This window comes from Sphingomonas sp. CBMAI 2297, from assembly GCF_029870595.1.
Lineage (GTDB): Bacteria > Pseudomonadota > Alphaproteobacteria > Sphingomonadales > Sphingomonadaceae > Sphingomonas.
Genome location: NZ_JAPDIR010000021.1, coordinates 16024 through 42185 on the forward strand (window position 1 = coordinate 16024; position 26162 = coordinate 42185).

Here is a 26162-nt window from a genome sequence, read left to right on the forward strand (position 1 = left end):
GAAAAGCCGGAAACGAGCAGAGAGGTGCGTGATGGGAGTGCAAGCGACGATGCCGACGCCGGCCTAGCCGGCACGACGCCGCCGGGGGGCGGCGAGGGCGGGCGCCGCGGCGCGGGCCCTGACGAAATCACCAGCGGCCAGGCGACTGGCGATGACCGATGCGGCCGAAGACGCCGCGATGGGGAGGAAGACTCATGACCTTTTCGATCCGCGCCCGCAGCATGCGCACGCGCCTGCTCCTTTCGGCCTGCTTCGTGGCGCTGCCCGGCACGGCCTTTGCGCAAACCACGGTGTCGAACACGCGCACGACCAGCGTCAGTGTCAGCGGTGCCGGTACGGTGACGGTGACGTCGACCGGCACCATCACGACGCCCGCCGGCACCAGCCAGGCAGTCAACATCAACGGCGCAAGCACGGGCACCGGCGTCGTCGTCACCAACAACGGCACGATCGAATCGACCGACGCCACCGGTGCCGGCCGCGCGATCAACAGCGCGCCCGCCGGAACCCTCGATCGCACGGCGACGATCGTGAACACGGGGATCATCCGCGCCAACAACGATGCGATCCGCTTCGCCGAAGGCTCGACCGGCGACACGGGGCCCGACACCGGCGTGGTCACCATCACCAATTCCGGCACGATCATCAGCCTGTCCCAGGGCACCGCCTTCAGCGGCGCGGCGCCGCAGGGCATCGAGTTCAGCCTGGCGTCGGCCAGCCTGGTGCTGAACAACCAGGCGGGCGGTGCGATCACCGGCGCCCAGGGCATCCAGAGCAGCGGCACGACCACGATCACCAATGCCGGAACCATCACCGGCACCGGCATGCTCAACGGCGCGGCCTCCAGCCAGGGCGAAGGCGTGCGCGGCCATAATGGCGGCACCCTGATGCTGACCAACGAGGCGACGGGCGTGATCACCGGCGCGTTCGGCGTGTTCGGCACGGGCAATACCACGATCATCAACCGCGGCACGATCAGCGGCAGCGCCAATGGCGGCGTCAGCAGCGGCTCCAGCCCCCTGGGGCGCGAGGCGATCCGCATCAACCTTGGCCTGAACACGGTCAACAGCGTGACGCTGGCAGCGGGCAGCACCACCACCGGCGCCTCCACCAACGCCGTGACCTTCGGCGGCGCGCCGGCCACCAACACCAACGTCACCAACACGCTGACGGTGGAGACCGGCGCGACGATCAACGGCAACCTCGTGGGCTGGAACGGCGATCCGGTCTCCGGCACCACCGTCACCGACATCCTCAACCTCACCGGCACCGGCTCGCAGGTGCTGGTGAACGCCAGCTACTTCGAGGCGCTGAACGTGCAGGGCGGCACCTGGGGCATCATCAACAGCCAGATGCTGGCGAACGGCGCCACCATCGCCGTCGGCGCGACGCTGCGCTTCGACGATTATGACACCAGCAGCGGCGGCTCGGTGAGCGGCACGATCCTCAACAACGGCACGCTGATCTACAACCGCACGCGCAACCTGCAGACCGCCGGCGCGATCAGCGGCTCCGGCGGCCTGCAACTGGTCAACAGCGGCAACCTGACGCTGACCACTGCCAACAGCTATTCCGGCGACACGATCATCAGCGGCACCGGCATGCTGCGCACCGGCCTGCTCGCCAACAGCTTCTCGGCCAATTCGGCGGTGATCCTGGGCAGCGGCGGCACGCTCGACCTGAACGGCGTCGATGGTTCCGGCAGCAGCACCCTGATCGGCTACAACCAGACGATCGGCAATCTTTCGGGCAGCGGCACGGTGGATACCGGCCGCAACGTCGGCGCGACGCTCACCACCGGCGGGCTCGGCGGCGACACGATTTTCTCGGGCGTCGTCCGCGGGCTGAACAGCGGTGTCGCCGGCATCGGCGGCGGGCTGACCAAGGTGGGCAGCGGCACGCTGACCCTGTCGGGCCAGAACACCACCAACGGCGTGCTCGCCGTCACCGGCGGCGGCGTGGCGCTTTCCGGCCTCTGGTCGGGCGCGGTGACCATGGCGGCCGGCACCACCCTCTCCGGCGCGGGCCAGGTGAGCGGGGTGCTCGATGCCTCGGGCGCGACGATCGCCCCGGGCAATGGCGGGGTCGGCACGCTCACCACCGGCGGCCTGATCCTGTCCGCCGGCTCGGTGCTCAACTATGACCTCGCCGCCCCGGGCACGGGCGACCGCATCCAGGTGAACGGCGACCTCGTCCTCGACGGCACGCTCAACGTGCACGACGTCGGCGGCTTCGGCGAGGGCGTCTACCGGCTGATCAACTATACCGGCGCGCTCACCGACAACGGCCTGGCGATCGGCGGCGTGCCCGCCGGCGCCAATGGCGGCCTGATGACCATCCAGACCTCGGTCGCGACCCAGGTGAACCTGATCTACGGCACCCCGGCGGCGGCCACGATCCAGTTCTGGGACGGCACCGACAATTCGGGTGACGGCGTGGCCCAGGGCGGCAGCGGCAGCTGGACGAACAGCTTCCCCAACTGGACCGACGCGACCGGCACCAACAACACCGGCTGGGCCGGCGCGTTCGGCGTGTTCGGCGGCGCGGCGGGCACGGTGACGGTGGACGACGCGATCCTGTTCACCGGCGCGCAGTTCATGACGGACGGCTATGTGATCGCCGCCGGCACCGGCACGCTGACCACCAACACCGCGCTCACCAACATCCGCGTCGATCCCGGCCTGACCGCCACGATCGGCGCGGCGATCGGCGGAACCGGCGGCCTGATCAAGAACGATGCCGGCACGCTGATCCTTGCCGGCGCGAACGGCTATGCCGGGGCGACCAATGTGCAGGGCGGCACGCTGGTGGCGCTGAACGGCGGCGCGCTGCCGGCAACGAGCAACGTCTCGGTCGCCGCCGGCGCGACGCTCGACATTCGCGCGAACCAGATTGTGGGCGGCCTGAACGGCGCGGGCAGCGTGCTGCTCGGCGCCAACCTGACCACCGGCGGGCTGGGCGCGAATGACAGCTTCACCGGCGTCGCCAGCGGCAATGGCGGCCTGACCAAGACCGGCAGCGGCACGCTGACGCTCGGCGGCGCCAACACCTATCTAGGCGCGACCCAGGTGAACGCCGGCACGCTCCAGCTCGACGGCAGCGTCGCCGGCGCGGTCAACGTCGCCGGCGGCGCGACGCTTTCCGGCTCGGGCAGCGCGGCGGGCGTGGTGACGATCGCCGACGGCGCGCATCTCGCCGCCGGCGGGGCGGGCGCGGGAACGCTCACCACCGGCGGGCTGGTCCTGTCCGCGGGCTCGGTGCTCGACATGGGGCTCGGCGCGCCGAACGTGGCGGGCGCGAGCGACCACATCCAGGTCAACGGCAACCTCACGCTCGCCGGCACGCTGAACGTCACCGATCTCGGCGGCTTCGGCATCGGCGTCTATCGCCTGATCGACTATAGCGGCACGCTTACCGACAATGGCCTGACGATCGGCGCGCTGCCGGCGGGCGCGAACGCGCCGCACATCAACCTGCAGACCTCGGTGGGGCACCAGGTCAACCTAGTCTATGACAATATCGTCCCCGAGATTCAGTTCTGGGACGGCGCCGGCACCACCGCGAACGGCGCGGTCGGCGGCGGTTCGGGCAGCTGGACCAGCACACGCACCAACTGGACCAATGCGAACGGCACGGTGAACGACAGCTGGGGCGGCCGCTTCGCCGTGTTCCAGGGCGCGGCGGGCACCGTCACCGTCGATGGCGCGATCAGCGTGACCGGCATGCAGTTCATGACCGACGGCTATGTGATCGCGGCGGGCACGGGCAGCCTGAGCCTGGCCGATGCGCAGACCAATATCCGCGTCGATCCGGGCGTGAGCGCGACCATCGGCGCGGCGATCGGCGGCACCGGCGGGATCAGCAAGCTGGACGGCGGCACGCTGATCCTGGGCGGCGCCAACAGCTATGCGGGCGCCACCAGCATCGCCGGCGGCACGCTGCGCGCGGGCGTGGGCGGCGCGCTGCCCGCCGGCACCAACGTGACCATCGCGGCGGGCGCGACGCTCGATCTCGCCGCCTCGCAGACCGTCGCCAGCCTGGCGGGCGATGGCCGCGTGACGCTTTCGGGCGGCAGCCTCACCACCGGCGGCGGCAATGCCGACACGCGCTATGCCGGCGTGATCAGCGGCAGCGGTGGGCTCACCAAGGCAGGCAGCGGCACCTTCACCCTGGCCGGCGCGAACAGCTATGCCGGGGCGACGACGGTTTCGGCCGGCACGCTGCGGCTCGACGGCGGCACGATCGGCAGCGGCGCGCTCAGCGTCGCGAGCGGGGCGACGCTGGACGTCAACGGCGGCGCCGCGTCGGTCTCTGGCCTGAGCGGCGCGGGCCGCATCCTGCTCGGCAACGGCTCGCTCGCCGCGAACATCGGCACGACCAGCAGCTTCACCGGCGTGATCAGCGGCACGGGCAGCTTCGTGAAGTCGGGCAGCGGCACGCTCACGCTCGGCGGTGCGAACACCTATTCCGGCGGCACCACGGTGACCGGCGGCACGCTGACGGCGGGCGTCGCCAATGCCTTTGGCACCGGCACGCTCACCGTGACGGCGCCGGGCGCGGTCAACCTGGCGAATTTCGCGACCACGGTAGGCGGCCTGGCCGGCGACGGCGGCATCGCGCTCGGCAGCGCGGTGCTGACCGTGAACAGCACCGGGGCCTCCGCCTATTCGGGCGTGCTCTCGGGCACCGGCCGCCTGGTCAAGTCGGGCAGCGGCACGCTGACGCTGAACGGCGCCAACACCTATACCGGCACGACGACGATCAATGACGGCCTGCTGGTGGTGAACGGCTCGCTCGCCGGATCGGTGACGATCGGCGCGACCGGCCGCATCGGCGGCTCGGGCCGGGTCGGCGCGCTCACCGTTTCCGGCATCGTGGCGCCGGGCAACTCGATCGGCACGCTGAACGTGAACGGCAGCCTGACCTTCGCTGCGGGCTCGACCTATCAGGTCGAAGTGTCGCCCACCGGGATATCGGACCAGATCATCGCCACCGGGGCGGTGACGATCAACGGCGGCGCCGTCTCGGTGCTGACCGGGGGGCAGACCAACTTCCTGCCGCTCACCACCTATACCATCCTCTCCGGATCGAGCGTGACGGGAACGTTCGGCAGCGTCGTCACCGACCTTGCGTTCCTCACGCCTTCGCTGGTCTACAACGCGGCCAGCGTGCAGCTGCGCCTGTTGCGCAACGACGTCAGCCTGGGCGCGGTCGCGCAGACGCCGAACCAGGTGGCGGTCGCCGCGGCGGTCGGCGCGCAGAGCTCGGGCGGGGTGTTCGACGCGGTGATCGGCCTCAACGCCGCCGACGCGCGCGGCGCCTTCGACCAGCTTTCGGGCGAAGTGTTCGCGGCGGGCATGACGGTGGCGGCACGCGACGGGCATGACGCGGCACGCGAGTTGATCGGCCGGATCGACGGGCCGCGCGGGCAGAAGCGGACGCTGTGGATGGCGGGCGATGTCGGCCAGCTCAAGGCCGGCGCGCGCGGCGGCCTGGCCGGGATCGAGTCGAACCGCCGGGTGCTCTCGGGCGGCATCGAGATGACCGGCGATAATCTGCGCTACGGCTTCTCCTATCGCTATGCCAGCAACGACATCAGCCTGGATGCCCGTGCCAGCGACGGCAAGCTGGTGAGCAACTCGGCCTTCGCCTATTTCGGCTATACGCTGCACGGCCTGCGCTTCGCCGGCGGCCTGGGCTATTCGTCCAACACCTTCTCGACCGGCCGCCGGGTGGCCTTTGGAGGCCTGGCCAACCAGCTGAGCGGCGCCGATGACGGCCATGGCTATACTGCGTTCGGCGAGCTGGCCTATCTTGCGCCGCTGGGAAAGGACGCCCGCGTCGGCCCCTATCTGGGGGCGAGCGTGAACGCGACGACGTTCGACCGGGCGCAGGAATGGGGCGGCGCGGCGGCGCTGCTTGCCGGCAAGGCGCGGACCACCACCAGCCTGGCCAGCTACGGCCTGCGCGGCACCGCGAAGATGGGCGGCGTGACGCTGACCGGCGATGTCGGCGGCCGCTCCTATATCGACGATCCGGAGACCCGGCGGATGTTCCGGTTCATCGACACCGGCAACGGCTTCACGGCGAGCGGCGGGCAGTTCGGCAGGACCACGCTGACCGGCCGGCTGGATGCCTCGACCGATGTCGGGCGCTTCGTGCTCGGCCTGGGGGTGCGCGGCGAGACGGGCGGCGGCGGCTCGAGCGTCGGCGCCCGGGCCAGCGCCGGCTTCCGGTTCTGATCACGACAGGAGCATCAAGGAGGATGGACGTCATGAAGAATGTGAAGATCGCCGTGACCGTGGCGGCGCTGCTGGTCTCCGGCCAGGCGCTTGCCCAGAAGGCCGGCCAGACCCGCGCGGAGGCCCAGGCGGCCTCGGCCAAGAAGTTCAAGAGCCTCGACACCAATGGCGACGGCAAGGGCAGCCCGGCCGAGCTGCTCGCCTTCATGACCAAGTCGGCGGAGAAGCGCGGCGAGGCGATGGACCAGGCCAAGGTCGATCGCCGCCTGAAGCGGCTCGATACCGATGGCGACGGCTATGTCAGCCCGGCCGAGCTGGCCGCGGAGGACCTCGCCAAGTTCGACAAGGCCGATGCCAACCACAATGGCGTGATCGACGCCGACGAGGCGCCGTGATTCCGTGCCTTCCCCCGGCGGGGTGTGCCGGGGGAAGGCACCCGACTATCCGGCCTGAAGGCGGAGCGCCGCTTCGGCGACTTCGTCCATCGTCTTCTGCGAATAGCCGGTGTTGTTGAGCACCACGACCGTGCCGCCGCCGTCGAGCCGATGGCCGAGCACCGAGCGATAGCCTTCGCGATTGCCGGTATCCCAGGCACAGCGCACCTTCTTTCCCGCGATCGCCACCTCGCGGACGCGGCCGCCGAGCGCATAGTGATCGGACGCCACTTCGATCGTGGTGAGGGCGCGGCGCGAGCCCGGGGTGAGGAAGGAAGTGCCATAGACCTGATGGCCGAACCGCATCAGGTCGCGCCCGGTGCCGTAGAAGCCGCCGCCGGCTGCGAGATAGTCGGCGGTGGGGGAAGTCCACACGGTGGGCGGATCGAGCGTGCGATAGGAGGCCGAACCGCCGAGATGCTCGAGGCGGGTGGCGGGCAGGCGCAGCGGCGTGGTGACCAGCGCGCGGGCGAGATCCGGGAAACGCCTGCCGGACACCCTCTCCAGGATCGCCAGCACCAGGATCCAGTTGGTCAGGGCATAGTCGAAGCGGGTGCCGGGCGCGAACACCGGGTCGCCCGAGGCGAAGAGGGCAACCGCTTCGCTGGCGGGCATGTCCTTGCCGAAGAGCTCGGGGCGGGCGCGGACCACGGCGCCGAACTGGTTGGGGATGCCGCTGCTGTTCGAGAGCAGGTGGCGCAGCGTCACCTTGGCGCCGCTGTCCTCGCGATAGGCGGGAAGATAGCGCGCGATCGGGGCATCGAGGGCGAGTTGGCCGCGTTCGACGAGCCGCATCACCATCACCGCCGTGATCCGCTTGGAGATCGAGGCGATGGCCATCGGCACGTCGAGATCGAACGGCAGGCGCTTCTCGACATTGGCGAAGCCCTGGGCGCTGCTCGCGGTCGCATGCCCCTTGCGGCCGAGCGCGACCAGGCCCCGGAAGCCCTGCTCGTCCGCCCATTTGCGCACCAGCGCGTCGAGCCCGGCCTGCTCCGCACCGCTCCCGAGTCGCGCGGCGCGGGCGGCGACGGGCAGCAGGATCATGCCGGCCATCAGCATGCGGCGATCGATATGTTCCACTCTCGATACTCCCTTGGGCCCCCTTGCACGATCCCGGCGCGAACGTCAGGAACGCGCAATGGGGCGTTCCTTCCATTCCTGCGATCGGCCCGGCCGTATCGCCATCGCCAATCGGTGAACGTTCGTGGCGCTCGGTGAACGCGTTCCCGCATCGCTGATCGCGCCGTTCCTGCTGCTCGCGGGGCTGGCCGCGCTAGGGATCGCGGCCTGGCCCCGGCACATGCCGGCGCCGCAATCGGCCGCTCCCTTGTGGTGGATCTGCCCCTCGGATGCCGTGTGCGGCTGGGGGGATCCGACCGGCGTGTCGCTTGCCGCGCCGGTCACGGTGATGCGGCGGGTGGTACGGATCACGGATCCGCGGCGGGAGGAGGCGCTGGCGGTGGACGTGACGGCGATGGCGAGCGCCGAGGTGCGGTGGAACGGCGCGGTGATCGGCGCCAACGGCCGGGTCGGCCCGGATCGCGCGCACGAGGTGCCCGGCAGGTTCACCGCCAGCTTCCCCGTGCCCTGGGGGCGACTGCGCGCGGGGGACAATCTGGTCGAGGTGCGGCTCTCCGCGCATCATCGCTGGGTGCCGGTCGGCCGGCCGGTGCACCGGCTTGCGATCGGCCCGCCGCAGGAGCCGTTGCGCGGCGTGTTGCGGGCGTATCTGCCGACGCTGATCGCGCTCGGGCTGCTGGTGGCGATCCTGGCGCTCCACCTGCTCGCGCGGACCGGGCGCGCGCCCGCGCTGCTGGCCGGGGTCGTGCTGGTCCAGGCTATGGCCGAGGCATCGAAGCTGATGCTGACCTATGCCTATCCCTGGCAAGTGGCCCGGCTCTTCGTGGTGGCGCTGCTCGCGGGGATCGCCGCGCTGCTGCTGGCATGGATGGCGCGCGCGCTGGTGGAGCAGCGGCGGACGCGGACGGCGCTGCTGGGGATCACGGCGCTGGCGGTGGCGGCGGCGTGGCTGTTGCCGGCCTGGGATGCGAAGGCGCTATGGGCGCTGCGGGCCGGCGCGGGCGCCGCGCTGGTTGGGGCGGCCTGGGGGCAGGGGCGGATGCGCCTGGCGCTGGGCGGCTATGGCATGGCGCTGCTCTGGGCGTCGCTGGTGCCGGGGTTCCTCGATTCGGGCTATTATCTGCTGGCCGCCGCCTTCCTCGCCGTCACCGCTTTCCCGAGGCGTGCGGCTGCGGCCGAGGCGCCGCGGCCGGCCACGCCCGCGCATCTGACGCTGCCGCACGGCACCGCGCAGCATCGTCTCGCGAGCGGTGACCTGCTCCATGCCCAGGCCGAGGACGATTATTGCCGGGTCCACCTCGCCGACGGGCGCAGCCTGCTGGTCACCGTCAATCTCGGCGCGCTCGTGCGGATGGCGGTGCCGCACCTGATCCGGGTGCACCGCAGCCACGCCGTCAACGGCGCCAAGGTCGCGGTGCTGCACCGGGGCGGCCCGATCGAGTTGGTCGACGGAACCTCGATCCCGGTCGGCCGCACCTATCGCGCGGCGCTGGCGGCCTGGCGCGATCAGTAGATCGCCGGCGGGTCGCTGGCCGGGAAGGTCTCCTTCAGCGCTTCGTCCAGCTCGCGGTCGCGCCGTCGCGCCTGCGCGTCGATGGGCAGGCGGCCGGCCAGCCACAGGGCAAGGTTGCGCGCATAGTTGCGGACCGAGGCCCGTGCCTCGGGCGAAGCGGCGAGGCCGTGGCCGGGCGCTTCGGATACGAAGCTGGGGCAGCCGCTGGCGGGGTCCCAATTATAGTCGGCGAAATGGTGGAAGGTCGATTCCGCCCAGGCGGGGCCGCCCTGCTCCGAAGGTTCGAAGGCGACGGCGATGTTGAACGCGCGCCCGCTCGCCTTGCTGGTGCCCATCGCCACCACTCGCGCCGAGGGATCGTCCGCCGGCGCGCCCACCGCGCCCTCGTGCGGATGGGCGGGCAGGAAGCGAATGAGCCCGCCCGGCGCCTCCGCGTCGCGCAGCACCGGATGGACGTCGCCCAGGATCGCGATCTCCTGGTAATCGCCGTTCGCGCCCGAATGGTAATTGGGCCAGCGGATGCCGCCGGTCTCGCGATCATCGTCGACCCGGCGGTCCTCCTCGGGATCGGGATTGTGGCTGTGGAAGAAATGCGCTGCGCCCACGCCGCCCAGCGAACAGACCGAGCAGCCCAGGTCCATGTGATCGCGCGTCACCAGCAGCCCGCCGCCGCTCCGGCGGAAGCGGCCGATCGCTGCGCAATCCTCGGCGGTCAGCCCGTCGCCGGTATCGACCGCGAACAGCCAGAGCGCCGCATAGTCCGACCGGTCGAGCGTGGAGAGCACCGGATCGGGCGCGCCCGGGGCGGAGCGGTCGCGGGCGGTCACTTCGAAGACGGGAGCGCCATCGTCGCCGGCCAGCCCGGCCAGGTGATCGCGCAGCATCGAGAAGCGCGCGATGCTCCAATCGTCGGCGATTGGAGGAATGGTGGTCTGGAGCAGGATCTTGACTGGCGCGGACATGCTGCACTCCCGAACTGCGCCTTTCCGATATCACGGCGCTTCAGGCAGCTCCAACGCTCCGAAAGGGCTATTTGACGCGCATCGGCAGGCCGGCGACGACGAGCATCACTTCGTCGGCGGTCGCCGCGACCGCCTGGTTGATCCGCCCCGCCGCATCGCGGAAGCGTCGCGCCAGCGCATTGTCGGGCACGATCCCGAAGCCGGTTTCGTTGGCGACGAGGATCAGCCCCCCGTCGAAGCGCGCGATCGCCGCGCGCAGCTCGTCGGTCGCTTCCTCCATGTCGGCATCGGCGAGCAACAGGTTGCTGGCCCATAAGGTGAGGCAATCGACCAGCACCACGGCCCCGGTGCCGCTCGCGGCGTCGAGCGCCGCGGCAAGATCGCGCGGTGCGTCCACCGTCTCCCAGCGCGTGTCGCGATCGGCACGGTGCCGGGCGATGCGCTCCGCCATTTCCGCGTCCCAGGCCTCGGCGGTGGCGATGAAGACGTGGCGGCCGGCCAACGCCTCGGCGCGCTGCTGGGCGTAGCGGCTCTTGCCCGAGCGGGCGCCGCCGAGGACGAACAACCTGGTCATGTCATGGGATCTCCCGGGCCAGCTCCAGCAATCCGCCGATATCGACATGGCGCTCGAGCGCGGCGGCGATCTCGTCGAGCGCGGCGTCGACGTCCGCCGCATGGTCGCGCCCGGCCCCGGCCACGCCGATCCGGGCAAGCAGCGCGCTGCGCGCTTCGGGCGCCGCGAGCAGGCCGTGGAGATAGCTGCCCATCGCCAGGCCGTCGCGGCTGATCGCGCCTTCGGGGCCGATCCCGTCGAGCAGCGCGAAGGGACGCGCCATGTCCGGGCCGGTCGTCTCGCCCATGTGCATCTCATAGCCATGGACCGGTGCGCCAAGCGCGGTGCCCGCCACCTGGCGCAGCACCTTGGCGGGCGCGAGGCTGGTCGCGACGTCGAGCAGGCCGAGCCCTTCGACCTGCCCTGCCGGCCCTTCGATCCCCAGCGGATCGGCGATACTGCGCCCGAGCATCTGATAGCCGCCGCACAGCCCGAGCACCGCGCCGCCGCGCCGGTGATGCGCGCGGATGTCGATGTCCCAGCCCTGGGCGCGCAGAAAGGCGAGATCGGCGATCGTCGCCTTGGAACCGGGCAGCACGATCAGCGCGGCATCGCCGGGGATCGGGGTGCCGGGCGGCACCATCGCCAGCTCGACGCCGGGCTCGAGCTTCAGGGGATCGAGATCGTCGAAATTGGCGATCCGCGGCAGGATCGGGCAGGCGACCAGCCTGCGGCCGCCGCCGCGCGGCGCGGCGCGATCGAGCACCACGGCGTCCTCGCTCGGCAGGCGGACGGTGGCCGGCAGCCAGGGCACCACGCCGAAGCCCGGCCAGCCGGACCGTTCCTCGATCGCGCGATAGCCATCCTCGAACAGCGCCGGATCGCCGCGGAACTTGTTGATCAGGAAACCGCGGATCATCGCGGCATCCTCGGGATCGATCACCGTGCGGGTGCCGACGATCGCGGCGATCACGCCGCCCCGGTCGATATCGCCGACCAGCACCACGGGGACCGCGACGGCGCGGGCGAAGCCCATGTTCGCGATGTCGCCGGCGCGCAGGTTGATCTCGGCCGGCGATCCGGCGCCTTCGACCACCACCAGGTCGCATTCCGCGCGGAGCCGATGGTAGCTCGCCAGCACCTCGGCGATCAGGCCGCCGCGCGCCTCGCGGAAATTGCCCGAGCCGAGCGTGCCGCGCACCCGGCCCTGCACGATCAGCTGCGAGGTGCGATCGGCCTGGGGCTTGAGCAGCACCGGGTTCATGTCGCTGTGCGGCGCCGTCCGGCAGGCGATCGCCTGCAACGCCTGGGCGCGGCCGATCTCGCCGCCGTCCACCGTCACCGCGGCGTTGTTCGACATGTTCTGGGGCTTGAACGGGCGCACGGCGAGCCCGCGATTGGCGAAGGCGCGGCAGAGCCCGGCGACCAGCACCGACTTGCCGACGTCCGAGCCGGTGCCCTGCAGCATCAGCGCGCCCATGCCAGGCCTCCCGCGACGAGCCAGAGCAGCAGGCAGGCCCGCGCATAGACGCGCAGCGCGCGGCGGATGTCCCCGCCATCCGCGTCGCTGCGGCCGTCGCCGATCCAGGGCTTGTCGTGCATCACCCCGTCATAGGCGATCGGGCCGGCAAGGCGCAGCCCCAGCGCGCCGGCCATCGCCGCCTCAGGCCAGCCGGCATTGGGGGAGGCATGGTTGCCGGCGTCGCGCCACAATATCCGCCAGCCGCCGGGGCCGGCAAGGCAGAGCAGCAGCCCGGAAAGCCGCGCGGGTACCAGGTTGGCCAGGTCGTCGGTGCGCGCGGCCGCCCAGCCGAACGCCCGCCAGCGCGCCTCGCGATGGCCGATCATCGAGTCCGCGGTGTTGATCGCCTTATAGGCCCACACCCCGGGCAGGCCGAGCAGGAGCAGCCAGAAGGCAGGCGCGACCACGCCGTCGCAGAAGCTTTCGGCCAGGCTCTCGATCGCGGCGCGCGACACGCCGGTCTCGTCGAGCATCGCGGTGTCGCGGCCGACGATCCTGCTCACGGCTTCGCGCGCGGCGGGCAGCTCGCCCCGGGCCAGTGCCTGGGTGACCGGGCGGACATGGTCGAACAGGCTGCGCTGGGCGAGCGCCGGCCAGGCGAACGCTGCGACGGCGAGCCAGCCCCAGGGGCCGAGATGCGCAAGCAGCTGGTGCTGGACGATCCAGCCCGTGCCGCCGGCGAGCGTGACGAGCAGCGCCAGGGTGAGCAGGCCCAGCAGGCGCCGGGTGCCGAAGCTGCGCTCGGGCCGGTTCCACAGCGCTTCGCACCGGGCGATGATCCGCGCGAACAGGCCGACGGGATGGCCGATCCGGCGATAGAGCCCGTCCGGCCAGCCGAGAGCGGCGTCGAGCGCCAGCGCGGCGAGCGCGATCGGCTCAGCCATCGGCCAGCACCGCCGCAAGCCGGGCGAGGCCGGCCTCGCCGGGCGGCAGGCCGATGCGCAGCCAGTGCGGGCGATCGGCGAAGGGGCGGGTGAGGATCGCGCGGCGCGCCAGTCGCTCGAACAGGGCCATGCCGTCCGCCACTTCGATCAGGCGGAAGAGCGGGCAGGCGCCGGCCGGGGCGTGGCCCGCCTCGCGCAGCACCGCGTCGAGCGCGGCGGCCTGGGCGGGGAGCTGCGCGCGCATCCTCTCGATCCAGGCACGGTCGCGATAGGCCGCGGCGCCGATGGCGATCGCGGCGGCGGAGACCGGCCAGGCGCCGAGCGCGGCGCGGATCGCGTCGAGTAGCGGCGCGGGCCCGAGCACGAAGCCCAGCCGCACGCCGGCCAGGCCGAAGAACTTGCCGAAGGAGCGAAAGATCACCAGCCGGCGGGCATCGCCGACGCGGCCGGCCAGGCTTGGCGCCGGATCGACATCGGCAAAGGCTTCGTCCAGCAGCAGCCATGCGTCGCCGGCGCGCCGGTCGAGCAACTCCTCCAGGCGCGCCGGGGACAGGACGCGCCCGTCGGGATTGTTGGGATTGGCGAGGATCAGCGTGCCGTCCTGCGCCGCGTCGAGATCGGTCGGCGCGGCGCGCGCGATCATCTCGCCATGGGTGCGATAGCCGGGGGCGACGAACTGCGCCGCGCCGCCGAGCAGGCCGCCGACCAGCCGCAGCCCGATCTCGGTGCCCGGCACGGCGCAGACATGGCGCGGATCGAGGCCGAAATACGTGGCGGCCGCGGTTTCGAGCGCAGCGAGCTCGTGGCGCTCGGGCAGGCGCCGCCAGTCGATCGCCAGGGTGTCGGCGCCGGGCCAGGGCTGGGGATTGATGCCGGTCGACAAGTCGAGCCAGTCGTCTCCGCCGAAATGCCGCCGCGCGGCTTCGATCCCGCCGCCATGCCAGGTCCAGCGGCTCATGCGAGCCGGGCCAGGAGCAGCGCCGCGAGCAGCAGCCCGGTCTCGGTCACTTCGATTCCGCCGCCATGGCCGTCGCCCGAAATGCCGCCAAGCTTGCGCCACAGCCAGGCGGCCCAGCCGAACAGCAGCAGCGGCGTGGCGAGCAGGCTGGGCGAGAACCAGGCGGCGGCGAGCAGCGCCAATGTCCAGATCGCCAGGTCGAGCGGGTCGACCGCGTCGCGGAATCGCGCGGCGAGACCGGCATGAAGATCGGGCAGCCAGCGCGTCCAGAACAGCGGCCCGATGCGTGCGGCGAAGGGGATCAGGGCAATGGCGGCATAGGCGTTCGCGGCGACCAGCGCGTGGAGCAGCAGCAGCTTGGCGAGCAGCTGCAGCCCGATCGCCACGGCGCCGAAGCTGCCGATATGCGGATCGGCGAGCACCGCCAGGATGCGCTCGCGGTCCTTGTGCGCGGCCCCGCAGGCATCGGCGACATCGCTCAGCCCGTCGAGATGCAGCGCGCCGGTGACCGCTACCCACAGCGCCAGCCCGGCGAGCGCCGCCGTCCAGGGGTCGATCTCCGCCCCGGCCCGGCAGCCGGCCGCGACGATCGCGCCCAGGATCAGCCCCACCGCCGGGAACCAGCGCATCGCGGCGGCGAATTCCGCGGCGCTCACGGCGATTCGCGGCGTCGGCAGCCGCGTCAGGAACTGGATCGCGACGATCAGCCCCTTCATGGATAGATCCCGACGATCTGGGCGTTCGGCCGCGCGCCCGGCCAAATCCGCAGCGAGACGAGCACGCCATAAGGCAGGTCGAACGCCCAGAGCCGGGCCTGCTCGAAGCCGCAGAGCACATGCAGCGCGGCCCGGATCGCGCCGCCATGGGTGACGACCAGGGTGGGCGCCGGGGCCAGCGCATCGATCGCCGCGGCGATGCGGGCGACCAGCGCCGACCAGCGCTCGCCGCCTGGCGGCGGATTGGCATCCGGGTCCGCCCAGAAGCGGGCGAGCGCGTCGGGATCGATCTGGTCCGGCGCCAGCCCGTCCCAGGCGCCGAAGTCCAGCTCGCGCCAGCGCCGGTCGACGACCGGCGTCCCGATCGCCTCGGCCGCCGCGCGGGCGCGGTGCAGGTCCGAAGTCACGATATGCGCGGCGCCCAGGTCCGCCGCCTGTGCCGCGCATGCCGCGATGCCGTCGGCCGTCGGCGCGCAATCGGTGTGGCCCATCAGCCGCCCGGGCAGCACGGGCGCGCCGTGGCGCAGCAGATGGAGGGCGAAGCCGGTCACAGCGATCCGGATATCCGGGCCTCGGCGAAAGTCGCCATCTGGTCGTGCGCGGCCAGCGCGGCGCGGATGACGCCCACCGCCACCGCCGCGCCGCTGCCCTCGCCCAGCCGCATGCCGAGCGCCAGCAGCGGCTCCAGCCCGAGCCGGGCGAGCAGGCGGGCATGGCCGGGCTCGGCCGAGACATGGCCGGCGATGCAGTGCGCGACGATCGCGGGGTTGTCGGCGGCGAGCGGGGCGATCGCCGCGCTGCCGATAAAGCCGTCGAGCACCACCGGAATGCCCAGCTGGCGCGCGCGCAGCACGGCCCCGGCGATAGCGGCGATCTCGCGTCCTCCGACCCTGCGCAGCGTCTCGAACGCATCGGCGGGCGCTTCGGCGTGGCGGGCGCGGGCGCGCTCGACCACCGCGGCCTTGCGCGCGATTCCTTCCGCATCCACGCCGGTGCCCGGGCCGATCCAGTCCGCCGCCGTGCCGCCGAAGCTGCGCAGGCAGAGCGCGGCGGCGGCGGTGGAGTTGCCGATGCCCATCTCGCCGATGGTGAGCAGGTCGAGGTCCCCGGTCACCGCCGCGGCGCCGGCATCGAGCGCGGCGAGGCATTCGACCTCGGTCATCGCGGGGGCGATGGTGAAGTTGGCGGTCGGCGTGTCGAGATCGAGCGCGGTCACATGCAGCTCCAGCCCGGCCGCGCCCGACAGCGCGTTGATCGCCGCGCCGCCGGCCTCGAAATTGGCGACCATCTGCGCCGTCACGCTTGCCGGGAACGCACTGACGCCGTGCACGGTCACGCCGTGATTGCCGGCGAAGATCGCGGTGCGGGCGCGCGCGATCCCGGGCCTTGCGGTGCCCTGCCAGCCGGCGAGGAAGATCGCGATCTCCTCGAGCCGGCCGAGCGAGCCCGCCGGCTTGGTCAGTTCGGCCTGGCGGGCACGGGCGGCAGCGATGGCGCCCTGGTCGGGGCCGCGCAGATCGGCGAGCGCGGTGCGGAAATCGGCAGGCGAGGCAAAGGTCATTCGGCGACGAATCCAGCGGGTGGGGTGCGGGTGATGAAATGGCCCTTAATCCCCTCGGGCCAGGCGGAGTAGGGGACGCGGCCATGCTCGCTCGCCGCATGGTGCACGGCATAATCGAGAATGGCGCGCGCGCTCTCCTCGCCCGGCGTGAACCGCCCGAGGACATAGCCGACCTTGCCCGGCGCGCGCAGATGCACGGTGCAGAAATCGGTGCAGGCGAACAGGCAGGGCATTTCCTGCACGGCGATGCCGGCATAGCGCGGGTCGCTCGCCTGGACCGCGCGCAGGGCGGCGACCAGCCGGGCGCCGCCGCGCACGCCTTCGCCATCCTCGCGCGCGTCCGCGGCATGGCGACAGGTGTTGCAGGCGACGACCGCCGGGCCGTCCGCGACGCGCTTCAGCATCAGGCGGCGGCGAGCTGCTGGCGCGGCGCGGGCATGCCGAGCGCGCGCAGCAGGTGGTAGAAGGCGTAGAGCCCGATCAGGATCGCGCCGTTGCGCAGGAACTGGTCGAGCGAATAGCCCGGATGAAGCGTGATCGCCACGCCGCCCAGCACCGTCGCCCAGCACAGGGTCACCAGCTTGCCCGCCACGAACGCCGCGACATAGGCGATGGCGAGCCGGACCGGAGTCGACCCCAGCCGCAGCCGGGCGAGCGCCGCATAGGCGCCGATCGCCGACCCCGCCGCCGCGGTGCCGAGCCCCAGGCCCCAGAGCAGGGTCTTCGGATCGTGCGGATAATGGAGGAACAGGAAGCCCACCGCCTGGTTCGCGCCCCAGGCGGCGAGCGCCAGCGCGATCCCGTCGCGCCGGCGCATGTGCACCGCCGCCAGCGCTGCGAGCGCCGCGACCGGGGCCGTGCAGGCAAGGGCGAAGCTCGTCGCCATGCTCGCGAGCGTGAGGAGCATGATCCAGAGCGTGGAAGCGCGTGCCTGCGTCATATTGCCTTCTCCCATCAGAAGCGCCCGCGAATGCCGGCATAGATGCTGCGGCCCAGCGTGCCGTAGCGATAGGCGGTCATGTAGGTCTCGTCGAACAGGTTCTCGGCGCGGGCGAAGACGCTGAGATTGTCGCCGGCCTTCAGCTCGGCGCGCAGGTCGACCAGCGTATAGCCGTCGAGCCGGGTGGTGTTGGCCGCATTGTCGAAGCTGTGCCCCGACCAGCGCACCGCGGCACCGGTGGTGAGGCCGAAGGGGAAAGTGTAGCTGATCGAGCCGTTGGCGCTGTTCTGCGGGCGGCGCGGCAGCCACTTGCCGAAATTGGCGGTGCCCGGCGAGCGATCCTCCGCGACGATCCAGCTGTAATTGCCGTCGAGCGTGAAGCCGCCCAGCTTGAGCGCACCCGCGGCCTCGATGCCATGCGCCTCGGCGCGCGAGACGTTCGAATAATAGCCCGAGCGGCGGGTGGTGGTGCCCGGCACGAAGCAGAGCGGCACGGTCGAGCTGGGCGTGCAGCTGTTGAAGATGATCTGGCTGGTGGTGGTGCGCTCGAACCAAGTCGCGCCGAAGGTCAGCGCGCGGCCGAACAGCTGCTGCTCGACGCCGGCTTCCCAGCCATTGGCCCGTTCGGGATCGAGCGCGGTGTTCCCATATTCGCTGAACTGCTGGTAGAGCGTCGGCGCCTTGAAGCCCTCGCCATAGCTGGCGCGCAGGATCGTGCCGGTCGACAGGCGCCACACGCCGCCCGCCGCGAACAGGGTCTGGCCGCCGAAGCGGTTGTGATCGTCATAGCGGATGCCGCCGTTGAGCGTGAGGCCGTCGATCGGCTCGACGCTCAGCTGGGCATAGGCGCTGGTGATCTCGGCATTGCCGCGCGCGAATGCCGGGAGCGGCGTGGCGAGTGAGGCCGCGGGCGAGCGGCTGCGGAACCTGGAATTCTCGTTCTCCAGCCCGAATACCGCCGAGATGCGCTTGGTGAAGGCGAAGCTGCCCTGATATTCCAGCCGCTGGTTGCGGCCGTTGGATTCGAAGCTGAGCGGGCGGGCGCGGGTGGGGCCGTAGCTGTCGCGATCGGTGTCGGTATAGGCATAGGCGAAGCGGTTGCGCAGCCGGCCGTCCAGCAGGTCGAGATTCACGCCCGCATAGCCGACGAACTCCTCGTTCAGCGAATAGTCGCTGCTGTCGCCGGTGGTCGCGTCGATCTCGGTATGGCCCCTCGAATAATAGCCGCGCACCTCGACGCTGAGGTTGCTCGCCAGCGCGAGCTCGGCGCGGCCGGTGGCGCTGCGATTGGTGTAGCCGTCGGTCTCCTTGCCGCCGAACGCCGGGGCGATCGCGGAGATGCCGGCGGTGGTGAAGCTCTGGCCGCCGAGGCGCCAGCTCAGGGGGCCGGTGCGGCCGCCGATCGCGGCGCGGGCGCTCACCGTCTCGCGCGAGCCGGCCTCGATGTCGAAGCTGCCTTCCAGCGCCTTCTCCGGCGCGGCGGTGACGATGTTGACCACGCCGCCGATCGCCTGGCTGCCCCACAGGATCGACTGGGGGCCGCGCAGCACTTCGATGCGCGATGCGTCGCCGACCAGCAGGTTGGCGAAATTATAGCCGCCGCCGGTGGCCGCGGGATCGTTGAGCTTCACCCCGTCGATCACCACCACGGTCTGATCGGCCTCGGCGCCGCGGATGCGCAGCGACGTGGCGGTGCCATAGCCGCCGTTGCGCGAGATGCTGATGCCGGGCGTGCGCAGCAGCAGCTCGGTCGCGCCGATATCCTGGCTGCGGTCGATCGCCGCCTTGTCGAGCACGGTGATCGAGGCGGGGACCTGATCGATGTTCACCGGCGCGCGGGCGGCGGTGACGGTGATCTGGTCGCTGTCCTCGGCCGCCGCCGCGTCGGGCGCGGGCGCCTGCTGGGCGAAGGCCGCGGGCGCGGCGGCCAGGGCGAGGAGCGAGGCGGAGAAACGGAAAACGGACTTCATTGCGTGCAACCCATAACGACGCCGCACGCGCACAGGGCCGATGCCGATGCCCTGTGGGGCGAGCGACATCGACCGCGCACGCACGCGGCCAAGCCTGTCGTCGCTCGGGTTCACCCCCGTCCGCCCGGCACACCCTGTCCGCACGAAAGACGACCGCGACGGGCAGGTCTCCTGGCTCGCGGGTCGTTGCCGGTCCGGCCGCCTTCTCGGGTGCAACACCCAATGGCATGAGGCCGATGGCTCGCCGCTTACAGTTGCAGGGGCAGCCGGGATTGTCCCGTTCCCTTTTCATCCCCGTCTCCGGGGAACCTGTCGCGGCGCTGCCCTTAGGCGGCCTTCATCCAGACGACAAGCGCGAAGCGCGCCTTGCCCGCGGGGAGCGTGCGGTGCGGCGTGAAGCGATCGAGGAACAGCACGGTGCCGGCCGGGCATTCCGGCTGGAGGCGCGGCATGCCGGCGATCGCTTCCTCGGTGATCCTGAGGCCGCCATCGGTCTCGCTGGCGAGCGGCGCGGGCTGGCGGCCGGGGATGATCTCCAGCCCGCCATTGCCGGGGCCGGCATCGCACAGCGGGATCCAGGCCGTGGTCCAGACCTGGCCGCAGGACGTGCCGTCGTCGCGGGCGACGTCGCTGTGCCAGGCGTGGCGGTGCTCGGGAAAGCTGGCGATGCTGGCGCGGACGCGGACGACCTTGCCGGCCAGCGCGCGCTCGCCGATCCGCTCGGCTTCGGCATGCAGGCGCGGATCGTTGGCGATCGCCTGGAGGCGGGGCCCGCGATGCGCATCGGTGCAGATCGCCACGCGCAGCAGGTTTGCCTGGCTGCGGTCGTGCGCATAGATCCGGTCGAGCCGCTCCGCGAGCGGGGCATCGGGGCAGCTTTTGTCGAAGGGCAGGTACATGGCGCGCGAGAGCCGGTCGATATGCTCGGCGATGTCGGCCTGGGCGGCCTCCACCAGGGCGCGATCGAACAGCGGCAGCGCGACATGGCCCTGCGCGCGGTAGAAGGCGGTGTCGCTCACCGGCTGCGGCCCAGCGTGGTGATCGTCGGCCAGTCGCCGGTGAGCTCGACGCGCGCATCGATGCCATAGACGGCCTTGAGATTGGCCGGAGTGAGCACCTCGGCGGGCGTGCCGTCGGCGACCAGGGTGCCCCGGTCGATCAGCACCAGCCGGTCGCAATAGCGCGCGGCCATGGTGAGGTCGTGCAGCACCGCGATCACCAGGCCGCCGGCGCGCGCCTCGCCATGGAGCAGTTCCATCACGTCGATCTGGTGGCCGGGGTCGAGGCTGGCGAGCGGCTCGTCGGCGATCAGCGCGGGCGCCTCCACCGCCAGCGCGCGGGCGAGCAGGACGCGGGCGCGCTCGCCGCCGGACAGTTCGGTGGCGACCCGGTCGCGCAGGTTCGCGACATCGGCGCGCGCCATCGCCCGTTCGATCGCGGCACCGTCGGCATCGCCGATCCGCGACATCGGGGCGAGATGCGGCAGCCGGCCGAGCTCGACCAGCCGCTCCACGGTGAGCGGCCAGTGCAGCGTCTGGCCCTGGGGCAGATAGGCGACGCGCCGGGCCAGCTCGGCGCGCGGCATCGTCGCCACCTCCGCGTCATCGACCAGGATGCGGCCCGTATGCGGCACCAGCGCCAGCATCGCGCGGGCCAGGGTCGACTTGCCGGCGCCGTTCGGACCGACGATGCCGGTCAGCGTTCCGGGCGCGAATCGGGTGCCGGCATTTTGCACCACGATACGTTTCCCGAGCGCGACGGCGACGTTCTCGAGGCTTATGCTCACCATAGCCGGCGCTCCCGCATCAGGTGGATCAGGAAGACCGGCACGCCGAGAAAGGCCGTGACGACGCCGAGCTTGAGTTCGTTCCGGGTGTCGATCAGCCGCACCGCGAGATCGGCCAGAGTGAGCAGGGCCGCGCCGCCGATCGCCGAGGGGATCAGGATCGCCGAAGGGCTGCGATCGGTGAGCGGGCGGATCAGGTGCGGCACGATCAGGCCGACAAAGCCGATCGCGCCCGACACCGCCACCGCGCCGCCCACGCCGATCGCGGTGCCGAGCAGCAGCCGGATGCGAGTGCGCCGCAGATCGACGCCGAGCGCCTGCGCGCCGTCCTCGCCCAAGGTCAGCGCGTCGAGCGCCCGCCCGTCCCACAGCAGCAGCGCCGCGCCGATCGCGATGCAGGGAAAGGCGATCCAGACATGCGCGAACGAGCGGTTCTCCAGGCTGCCCAGCAGCCAGGTCATGATCTCCATCGCCGCGAAGGGATTGGGCGAGAGGTTGAGCGCCAGGCTGACTCCGGCCGTGGCCAAGGTGGCGATCGCGATGCCGGCCAGGATCAGGGTGAGCGGACTCTCCGAGCGCCCGGCCAGCGCCGACAGGCCGGCCAGCGAGAGCAGGGCGCCCAGCACCGCCAGCGCCGGCAGCACCACCGGATGCAGCTCGGCCAGCCCGAAATAGAGCGCGGCGACCGCGCCGAGCGACGCGGCATTGGAGGTGCCCAGCACCGATGGCTCGGCGAGCGGGTTGCGCAGATAGCCCTGCAGCGCCGCACCGGCCAGGCCGAGCATCGCGCCCACGCCCAGGCCCAGCAGCATGCGCGGCAGGCGCAGCTCGAGCAGGATGGTGGTGGCGATCCGGTCGCCATGGCCGGCAAAGGCGGCGAACATCCGGGCGAGCGACAGATGGACCGGCCCGAACAGGAGCGATCCGATCGCGGCGGCCAGCGTCAGGGCCAGCAGCCCGGCGATCAGCAAGGGGCGGGAGAGTGTCATCGGGCGTGGGTCCGATCCTGAAAACGGGCCAGCTGCCGCGCCATTCCCCGCGCGGCATCGACATAGGCGGGGCTGCCGCAGACCGTCCAGGCCTGGGGGATGCTGATCCGGGGGATGCCCGCCAGCGCCGGGTGGTGGAGCATCTCGGTGCCCTGGTCGGCGACCTTGTCGGTCGCGCTCTCGACGATCAGATAGTCGGGCCGGGCCGCCACCATCTCCTCGATGCTCAGCTGCGAGAGCGGCGGCTTGCCGAGCTTCGCCGCCAGGTTCACCAGCCCCATGCGCCGCATCAGATCGTCGATCAGCGTGCCGGTGCCGGTCATGAAGCCGCGGCGCTGATAATAGGCCGCGACCTTGCCGCCGCCCGGCCGGCCGACCCCGGCAAGCTGCCCCGCCATCCGCGCGACCAGCGCCTCGCCACGCTCGGGATGGCCGACCGCCACCGCGGTCTGGCGGATCGAGGTGTAGATCTCGTCGACCGTGCTGGCGGTCTCGAGATCGAGCAGATGGTAGGAATGCCCCCTCAGCGCGCGCATCGGCGCGCTGCGGCTGGCGGGCATGCCGATGATCAGGTCGGGATCGATCGCGAGGATCTGCTCGGCCGAATTCTTCAGCACCGGCAGCCCGCGCGCCTTCGCCGCCTCGCCGGACATCTCCGCATCGGTGGCGTTGCGGGTGACCCCCGCGATCTGGCCGCGATCGGCGAGCGCCAGGACGAGCTGGTCGGCGCACAGGTTGATCGAGACGATCCGCTTCGGCTTGCCGGCGGGCGGGGCCGATGCCGGCGCGCCGGCCCATAGCGCCGCGCCGCCCAGGGCGAGCAGCGGCAGGGCCAGGAGCTTGGCCGATGCCATCAGAACTCGATCCCCGCCTGCGCCTTGACGTTCTGCTCGCGGAAGGGGTGCTTCACCTGGGCCATCTCGGTGACGAGGTCGGCGGCGTCGATCAGCGCCTGGGGCGCGTTGCGGCCGGTGATGATCACGTGCTTCATCGCCGGCTTGGCGGCCAGCGCCGCGAGCACTTCGTCCGTCGGCAGATAGTCGTAGCGCAGCACGATGTTGAGCTCGTCGGCGATCACCATCGCATAGTCCGGATCGGCGATCATCCGCTTCACCTCTTCCCAGGCTTCGCGCGCGACGGCGATGTCGCGCGCGCGGTCCTGCGTGTCCCAGGTGAAGCCCTCGCCCATCGGCTTGAACTCGATCAGCTCGGGGAAGCGGTCGAACACAGCCTTCTCGCCGGTGGCCATCGCGCCCTTCACGAACTGGACCATGCCCACCTTCATGCCGTGCCCGATCGCGCGCACCGCCATGCCGAGCGCGGCGGAGGTCTTGCCCTTGCCCGGCCCGGTATGGACGATGACCAGGCCCTTCTCCACCGTCTTGGTGGCGATCTTCCTGGCCTGGGCGGCCTGGACCTTCTTCATCTTCGCATTGTGTTCTGCGTCGGTACGTTGCTTCACGGCCGCTTCCCCCCTGCGCTTCAGAAGGCGACGCGCACGCCGCCATAGGCGGCCGCGCCCGGCGTCGCGAAGCTGAACACTTCCTCATATTTCACGTCGAACAGGTTCTCGACGCGCCCGAACACCGAGAAGCGGTCGCTCAGCCGGTACTGGGCATTGAGGTTCACCAGCGTGAACGGCTTGAGCGAGACGCGCACCGGCACATAGCTGGGATCGATATAGGCCAGGTCGTCCATGCGGCCATTGTAGCGCACCGTCAGCGTGGTCGAGAAACGCTCGTCCCTGCTGAACAGCGTGGCATTGACGCTGGCCATGTCGCCGGGGCGGCGAACCTCGGTGACGCCGGCCTCGGTCGCCTTCAGATGGGTATAGGCCGCGTCGATGCGGAGCTGGCGGATCGGACGCAGGCTGGCGGTCACCTCGACGCCGTGCTGCTTCGAATCGGTGGTGCGGTTGCCGGGCGTCGCGGTGTAGCTCGGCGCCGGATAGGTGATGTAGATCTCGTCGGTGAGCTTGGAATCGAAATAGGTCGCGCCGATCGTCGCCTTGTCGTTCCAGAAGCTCTGCTCGATGCCCGCTTCCCAGCCCTTGGACTTTTCCGGCCTGAGGTTCGGATTGCCGATATAGGTGCCGCTCGAATAGCCGAAGAGCTCGTAATAGCCGGGGTTCTTCACGCCGGTGCCATAGGCGGCATGGACGCGCGTGTCGGTGGGCAGGCGATAGCCGGCCTGGACGCGCCAGGTGGTCGCGTTCGCGAAGCGGTTATTGTCGTCGTGCCGCACCGAGGCGCCGCCGGTGAAAGCGCCCGCGGTCAGCTCATATTGGCCGACCAGGCCGAGATTGTCGGTGCTGCGCCGGCCGCGAAACGCGTCGAAGGGCGAGCCTGTCGACGGGGTCGTGTTGCGGAACTGCTCGCGCTCCCAGTCGAGCGCGGCGGTCAGGCGGTGGGTGATCGCATCGGTGCCGAAGCGGAAGCTCGAGACGAACGATCCCTTGTAGCGCTGGCCCTTGTCGCCATAATCGACTCCGCCCGGCTTGTAGCCGGTGCGGGTGGTGTCGGCGAACTGGCCCGAAAGCGTGTTGGTCCAGCGGCCGTCGAGCGCGGTCAGCTCGGCGCTGAGCAGGCCGTAGAACGCTTCGTTGGTGAAGCGCACGCCGGGGCTGTCGACCGTGTAGCCGAAGCGCGGGCTGGCGGGATTGCTCTCGCTGTTGTTGGTCTCCGCATCGGTATTGCTGTAGCGCAGCACGCCGGTGACCTTCAGGTTGGTCATGGGCGTCCAGCCCAGCTTGGCGCTGGCGCCGACGCTGTCCGAGCCGATGTCGCGCGTGCCGCCCCGCGCCGTCGGATAGCCCCTGGTGTGATACCAGCTGCCCGAGACCGCATAGTCCAGCGTGCCCGAGGCGCCGGCCGCGCGCGCGGCGCCGCTGAAGGTGCCGAACGAGCCGCCCTCGGCGCGGGCGCTGTATCCCGGCGCCTCGCGGCCCGAGAGCGTGATATAGTTGACCACGCCGCCGATCGCGTCCGATCCGTAGAGCGACGATTGCTGGCCGCGCAGCACTTCGATCCGGGCGGCCGGATCGGCGATCAGCGTGCCGAGATCATATTCGCCATAATAGGGGTCCGCCGCCTCGATCCCGTCGATCAGGACGAGGACGTGATTGGCCTCGCTGCCGCGGATCCGCAGCTGGGTCTGGCCGCCGATCGCGCCGATGCGGCTGACCGCGACGCCGGGCACGTCGCGCAGCACGTCGGAGACGATGCGCGTCTGGCGCTGGTCGAGCGCTTCCGCGTCGATCACCGTGGCCGAGGCGGGCAGGTTCCTGAGCTCGACGCCCTCGCCCGAGCGCGAGGCGGTGACGATGATCGCGTCCTGCGGGTCGGCCGCCTGGTCGGCATTCTGCGCATGCGCCGGCATGGCGGCGGCGATCGCGATCAGCGAGACGAAACTGGTCTTCAACATGGGTAGTCCCCCCTGCGCCCGTGCAACGAGGGCGGGGCCTGCCGCGAACGGCCGATGCGGGCGACGGGCGGGCACTTGCCCGTCGCACGGCACCGAAGCGGCCCCGGCCGCTTGGTCGTCGCTCAGACGGAGAGATACCGTGCCTTGGCCATCCCCTGGACCAGGGCAAGAGCGACCGTTGCGCCGGCAGGTCTCCTGGCTCGCGGGTCAGGGCGCGATGCACGGCCTTCCCGGATCGGCGATCCAGTGGCCGCCCCCTCGAATCGGGGGGCAAGTGCATCGCGCTCGCCGCTTACAGTTGCAGGGACAGCCGCGGAATTGGACGGAAGGCCCGTCCGCACCGCATTCCCGTTTAAGCCCCTTTCGGGGCACCGGCGCGATCATGTCGTGGAGGGCGGAGCCGCCCCACGGCGCGGCGCATAGGGCAAATGACCGGCCGCGCCAAGATCGGTCGCGCGGCCCGGCCGACCGTGCCGATGATCTGGCCGCCGCCGCCGATCAGGCGCCGCACGGCTTCTGCCGGGATCTCGCTGCTTCCCGCGCTGTCGAGATGGCGGGCCCCCCGGCGCAAGGCCGGGGTGACGAAGCAAGAATATGAGTCCCCGAGCCAGGGGCACGCCCCAACC

General features: G+C 71.3%; 21 protein-coding genes and 2 riboswitches. Of the genes, 3 read left to right on the forward strand and 18 right to left on the reverse strand.

Features of this window, described 5'->3' with window-relative positions:
- The first annotated feature begins 194 nt into the window (after positions 1-194).
- Together OMP43_RS20835 and OMP43_RS20840 are read left to right on the forward strand one after the other, a co-directional pair.
- Positions 195-6242, forward strand: a complete 6048-nt coding sequence (locus OMP43_RS20835) for an autotransporter-associated beta strand repeat-containing protein (protein ID WP_280281472.1) — start codon at positions 195-197, stop codon at positions 6240-6242.
- Positions 6243-6274: 32 nt separating this feature from the next.
- Positions 6275-6637 carry an EF-hand domain-containing protein gene (locus OMP43_RS20840; RefSeq protein WP_280281473.1) on the forward strand — a complete coding sequence of 121 codons (363 nt, stop codon included), beginning with the start codon at positions 6275-6277 and terminating at the stop codon, positions 6635-6637.
- Positions 6638-6682: 45 nt separating this feature from the next.
- On the opposite strand, the gene OMP43_RS20845 is transcribed toward OMP43_RS20840, so the two are convergent.
- Positions 6683-7759 (reverse strand): serine hydrolase domain-containing protein, encoded by a 1077-nt coding sequence (locus tag OMP43_RS20845; RefSeq protein WP_280281474.1) that lies wholly within the window; start codon positions 7757-7759, stop codon positions 6683-6685.
- Positions 7760-7883: 124 nt separating this feature from the next.
- Between OMP43_RS20845 and OMP43_RS20850 the strand changes: the two genes are divergently transcribed.
- Positions 7884-9272, forward strand: a complete 1389-nt coding sequence (locus tag OMP43_RS20850) for a LytTR family DNA-binding domain-containing protein (RefSeq protein ID WP_280281475.1) — start codon at positions 7884-7886, stop codon at positions 9270-9272.
- On the opposite strand, the gene OMP43_RS20855 is transcribed toward OMP43_RS20850, so the two are convergent.
- From OMP43_RS20855 to OMP43_RS20935, 17 genes are all read right to left on the reverse strand, one after another.
- Positions 9266-10234, reverse strand: a complete 969-nt coding sequence (locus tag OMP43_RS20855) for a hypothetical protein (RefSeq protein WP_280281476.1) — start codon at positions 10232-10234, stop codon at positions 9266-9268. The genes OMP43_RS20850 and OMP43_RS20855 overlap by 7 nt on opposite strands.
- Before the next feature lie 67 nt (positions 10235-10301).
- Positions 10302-10808 (reverse strand): bifunctional adenosylcobinamide kinase/adenosylcobinamide-phosphate guanylyltransferase, encoded by a 507-nt coding sequence (gene cobU, locus OMP43_RS20860; protein WP_280281477.1) that lies wholly within the window; start codon positions 10806-10808, stop codon positions 10302-10304.
- 1 nt (position 10809) lies between these two features.
- Positions 10810-12267 carry a cobyric acid synthase gene (locus tag OMP43_RS20865; RefSeq protein ID WP_280281478.1) on the reverse strand — a complete coding sequence of 486 codons (1458 nt, stop codon included), beginning with the start codon at positions 12265-12267 and terminating at the stop codon, positions 10810-10812.
- On the reverse strand, positions 12255-13193 hold the full coding sequence (gene cbiB / locus OMP43_RS20870) for an adenosylcobinamide-phosphate synthase CbiB (RefSeq protein WP_280281479.1): 939 nt from the start codon (positions 13191-13193) through the stop codon (positions 12255-12257). The genes OMP43_RS20865 and cbiB overlap by 13 nt, the downstream gene beginning before the upstream one ends.
- Positions 13186-14151, reverse strand: coding sequence for an aminotransferase class I/II-fold pyridoxal phosphate-dependent enzyme (locus OMP43_RS20875; protein ID WP_280281480.1), 966 nt, complete (start codon positions 14149-14151; stop codon positions 13186-13188). The genes cbiB and OMP43_RS20875 overlap by 8 nt, the downstream gene beginning before the upstream one ends.
- Complete coding sequence (locus OMP43_RS20880) at positions 14148-14867, reverse strand: adenosylcobinamide-GDP ribazoletransferase (protein ID WP_280281481.1); 720 nt, start codon at positions 14865-14867, stop codon at positions 14148-14150. The genes OMP43_RS20875 and OMP43_RS20880 overlap by 4 nt, the downstream gene beginning before the upstream one ends.
- Entirely contained in the window at positions 14864-15418 is a 555-nt protein-coding gene (locus OMP43_RS20885) for a histidine phosphatase family protein (protein ID WP_280281482.1), read from the reverse strand. Before OMP43_RS20885 ends, OMP43_RS20880 begins: the two co-directional genes overlap by 4 nt.
- Positions 15415-16428: a nicotinate-nucleotide--dimethylbenzimidazole phosphoribosyltransferase gene (gene cobT / locus OMP43_RS20890; RefSeq protein WP_280281483.1), complete on the reverse strand. Its 1014-nt coding sequence runs from the start codon at positions 16426-16428 to the stop codon at positions 15415-15417. The genes OMP43_RS20885 and cobT overlap by 4 nt, the downstream gene beginning before the upstream one ends.
- Positions 16425-16832 (reverse strand): DUF1636 domain-containing protein, encoded by a 408-nt coding sequence (locus tag OMP43_RS20895; protein WP_280281484.1) that lies wholly within the window; start codon positions 16830-16832, stop codon positions 16425-16427. The genes cobT and OMP43_RS20895 overlap by 4 nt, the downstream gene beginning before the upstream one ends.
- On the reverse strand, positions 16832-17368 hold the full coding sequence (locus tag OMP43_RS20900; RefSeq protein ID WP_280281485.1) for a hypothetical protein: 537 nt from the start codon (positions 17366-17368) through the stop codon (positions 16832-16834). Before OMP43_RS20900 ends, OMP43_RS20895 begins: the two co-directional genes overlap by 1 nt.
- Before the next feature lie 14 nt (positions 17369-17382).
- Positions 17383-19338: a TonB-dependent receptor gene (locus tag OMP43_RS20905; protein ID WP_280281486.1), complete on the reverse strand. Its 1956-nt coding sequence runs from the start codon at positions 19336-19338 to the stop codon at positions 17383-17385.
- A 143-nt stretch (positions 19339-19481) separates the two neighbouring features.
- Positions 19482-19666: riboswitch (cobalamin riboswitch) on the reverse strand.
- Complete coding sequence (locus OMP43_RS20910) at positions 19665-20357, reverse strand: phytanoyl-CoA dioxygenase family protein (RefSeq protein ID WP_280281487.1); 693 nt, start codon at positions 20355-20357, stop codon at positions 19665-19667. Its footprint overlaps the riboswitch before it by 2 nt.
- The gene (locus OMP43_RS20915; RefSeq protein WP_280281488.1) at positions 20354-21127 is read right to left on the reverse strand and encodes an ABC transporter ATP-binding protein; all 774 of its coding nucleotides are present in this window, start codon (positions 21125-21127) and stop codon (positions 20354-20356) included. Before OMP43_RS20915 ends, OMP43_RS20910 begins: the two co-directional genes overlap by 4 nt.
- On the reverse strand, positions 21121-22113 hold the full coding sequence (locus tag OMP43_RS20920) for an iron ABC transporter permease (protein WP_280281489.1): 993 nt from the start codon (positions 22111-22113) through the stop codon (positions 21121-21123). The genes OMP43_RS20915 and OMP43_RS20920 overlap by 7 nt, the downstream gene beginning before the upstream one ends.
- Positions 22110-22967, reverse strand: coding sequence for an ABC transporter substrate-binding protein (locus OMP43_RS20925; RefSeq protein WP_280281490.1), 858 nt, complete (start codon positions 22965-22967; stop codon positions 22110-22112). The genes OMP43_RS20920 and OMP43_RS20925 overlap by 4 nt, the downstream gene beginning before the upstream one ends.
- On the reverse strand, positions 22967-23575 hold the full coding sequence (gene cobO, locus OMP43_RS20930) for a cob(I)yrinic acid a,c-diamide adenosyltransferase (protein WP_280281491.1): 609 nt from the start codon (positions 23573-23575) through the stop codon (positions 22967-22969). Before cobO ends, OMP43_RS20925 begins: the two co-directional genes overlap by 1 nt.
- A 20-nt stretch (positions 23576-23595) precedes the next feature.
- Entirely contained in the window at positions 23596-25536 is a 1941-nt protein-coding gene (locus tag OMP43_RS20935) for a TonB-dependent receptor (protein WP_280281492.1), read from the reverse strand.
- 167 nt (positions 25537-25703) lie between these two features.
- Positions 25704-25927: riboswitch (cobalamin riboswitch) on the reverse strand.
- Positions 25928-26162: the final 235 nt, after the last annotated feature.

Bases quoted from the DNA above. Each gene is read 5' to 3' on its own strand.
- cobU (WP_280281477.1), bottom strand. From the start codon at position 10,808: ATGACCAGGTTGTTCGTCCTCGGCGGCGCCCGCTCGGGCAAGAGCCGC.
- OMP43_RS20835 (WP_280281472.1), top strand. From the start codon at position 195: ATGACCTTTTCGATCCGCGCCCGCAGCATGCGCACGCGCCTGCTCCTT.
- OMP43_RS20925 (WP_280281490.1), bottom strand. From the start codon at position 22,967: ATGGCATCGGCCAAGCTCCTGGCCCTGCCGCTGCTCGCCCTGGGCGGC.
- OMP43_RS20905 (WP_280281486.1), bottom strand. From the start codon at position 19,338: ATGAAGTCCGTTTTCCGTTTCTCCGCCTCGCTCCTCGCCCTGGCCGCC.
- OMP43_RS20855 (WP_280281476.1), bottom strand. From the start codon at position 10,234: ATGTCCGCGCCAGTCAAGATCCTGCTCCAGACCACCATTCCTCCAATC.
- OMP43_RS20935 (WP_280281492.1), bottom strand. From the start codon at position 25,536: ATGTTGAAGACCAGTTTCGTCTCGCTGATCGCGATCGCCGCCGCCATG.
- OMP43_RS20915 (WP_280281488.1), bottom strand. From the start codon at position 21,127: ATGGTGAGCATAAGCCTCGAGAACGTCGCCGTCGCGCTCGGGAAACGT.
- cbiB (WP_280281479.1), bottom strand. From the start codon at position 13,193: ATGGCTGAGCCGATCGCGCTCGCCGCGCTGGCGCTCGACGCCGCTCTC.
- OMP43_RS20865 (WP_280281478.1), bottom strand. From the start codon at position 12,267: ATGGGCGCGCTGATGCTGCAGGGCACCGGCTCGGACGTCGGCAAGTCG.
- cobT (WP_280281483.1), bottom strand. From the start codon at position 16,428: ATGACCTTTGCCTCGCCTGCCGATTTCCGCACCGCGCTCGCCGATCTG.
- OMP43_RS20880 (WP_280281481.1), bottom strand. From the start codon at position 14,867: ATGAAGGGGCTGATCGTCGCGATCCAGTTCCTGACGCGGCTGCCGACG.
- OMP43_RS20875 (WP_280281480.1), bottom strand. From the start codon at position 14,151: ATGAGCCGCTGGACCTGGCATGGCGGCGGGATCGAAGCCGCGCGGCGG.
- OMP43_RS20895 (WP_280281484.1), bottom strand. From the start codon at position 16,832: ATGCTGAAGCGCGTCGCGGACGGCCCGGCGGTCGTCGCCTGCAACACC.
- OMP43_RS20900 (WP_280281485.1), bottom strand. From the start codon at position 17,368: ATGACGCAGGCACGCGCTTCCACGCTCTGGATCATGCTCCTCACGCTC.
- OMP43_RS20920 (WP_280281489.1), bottom strand. From the start codon at position 22,113: ATGACACTCTCCCGCCCCTTGCTGATCGCCGGGCTGCTGGCCCTGACG.
- OMP43_RS20840 (WP_280281473.1), top strand. From the start codon at position 6,275: ATGAAGAATGTGAAGATCGCCGTGACCGTGGCGGCGCTGCTGGTCTCC.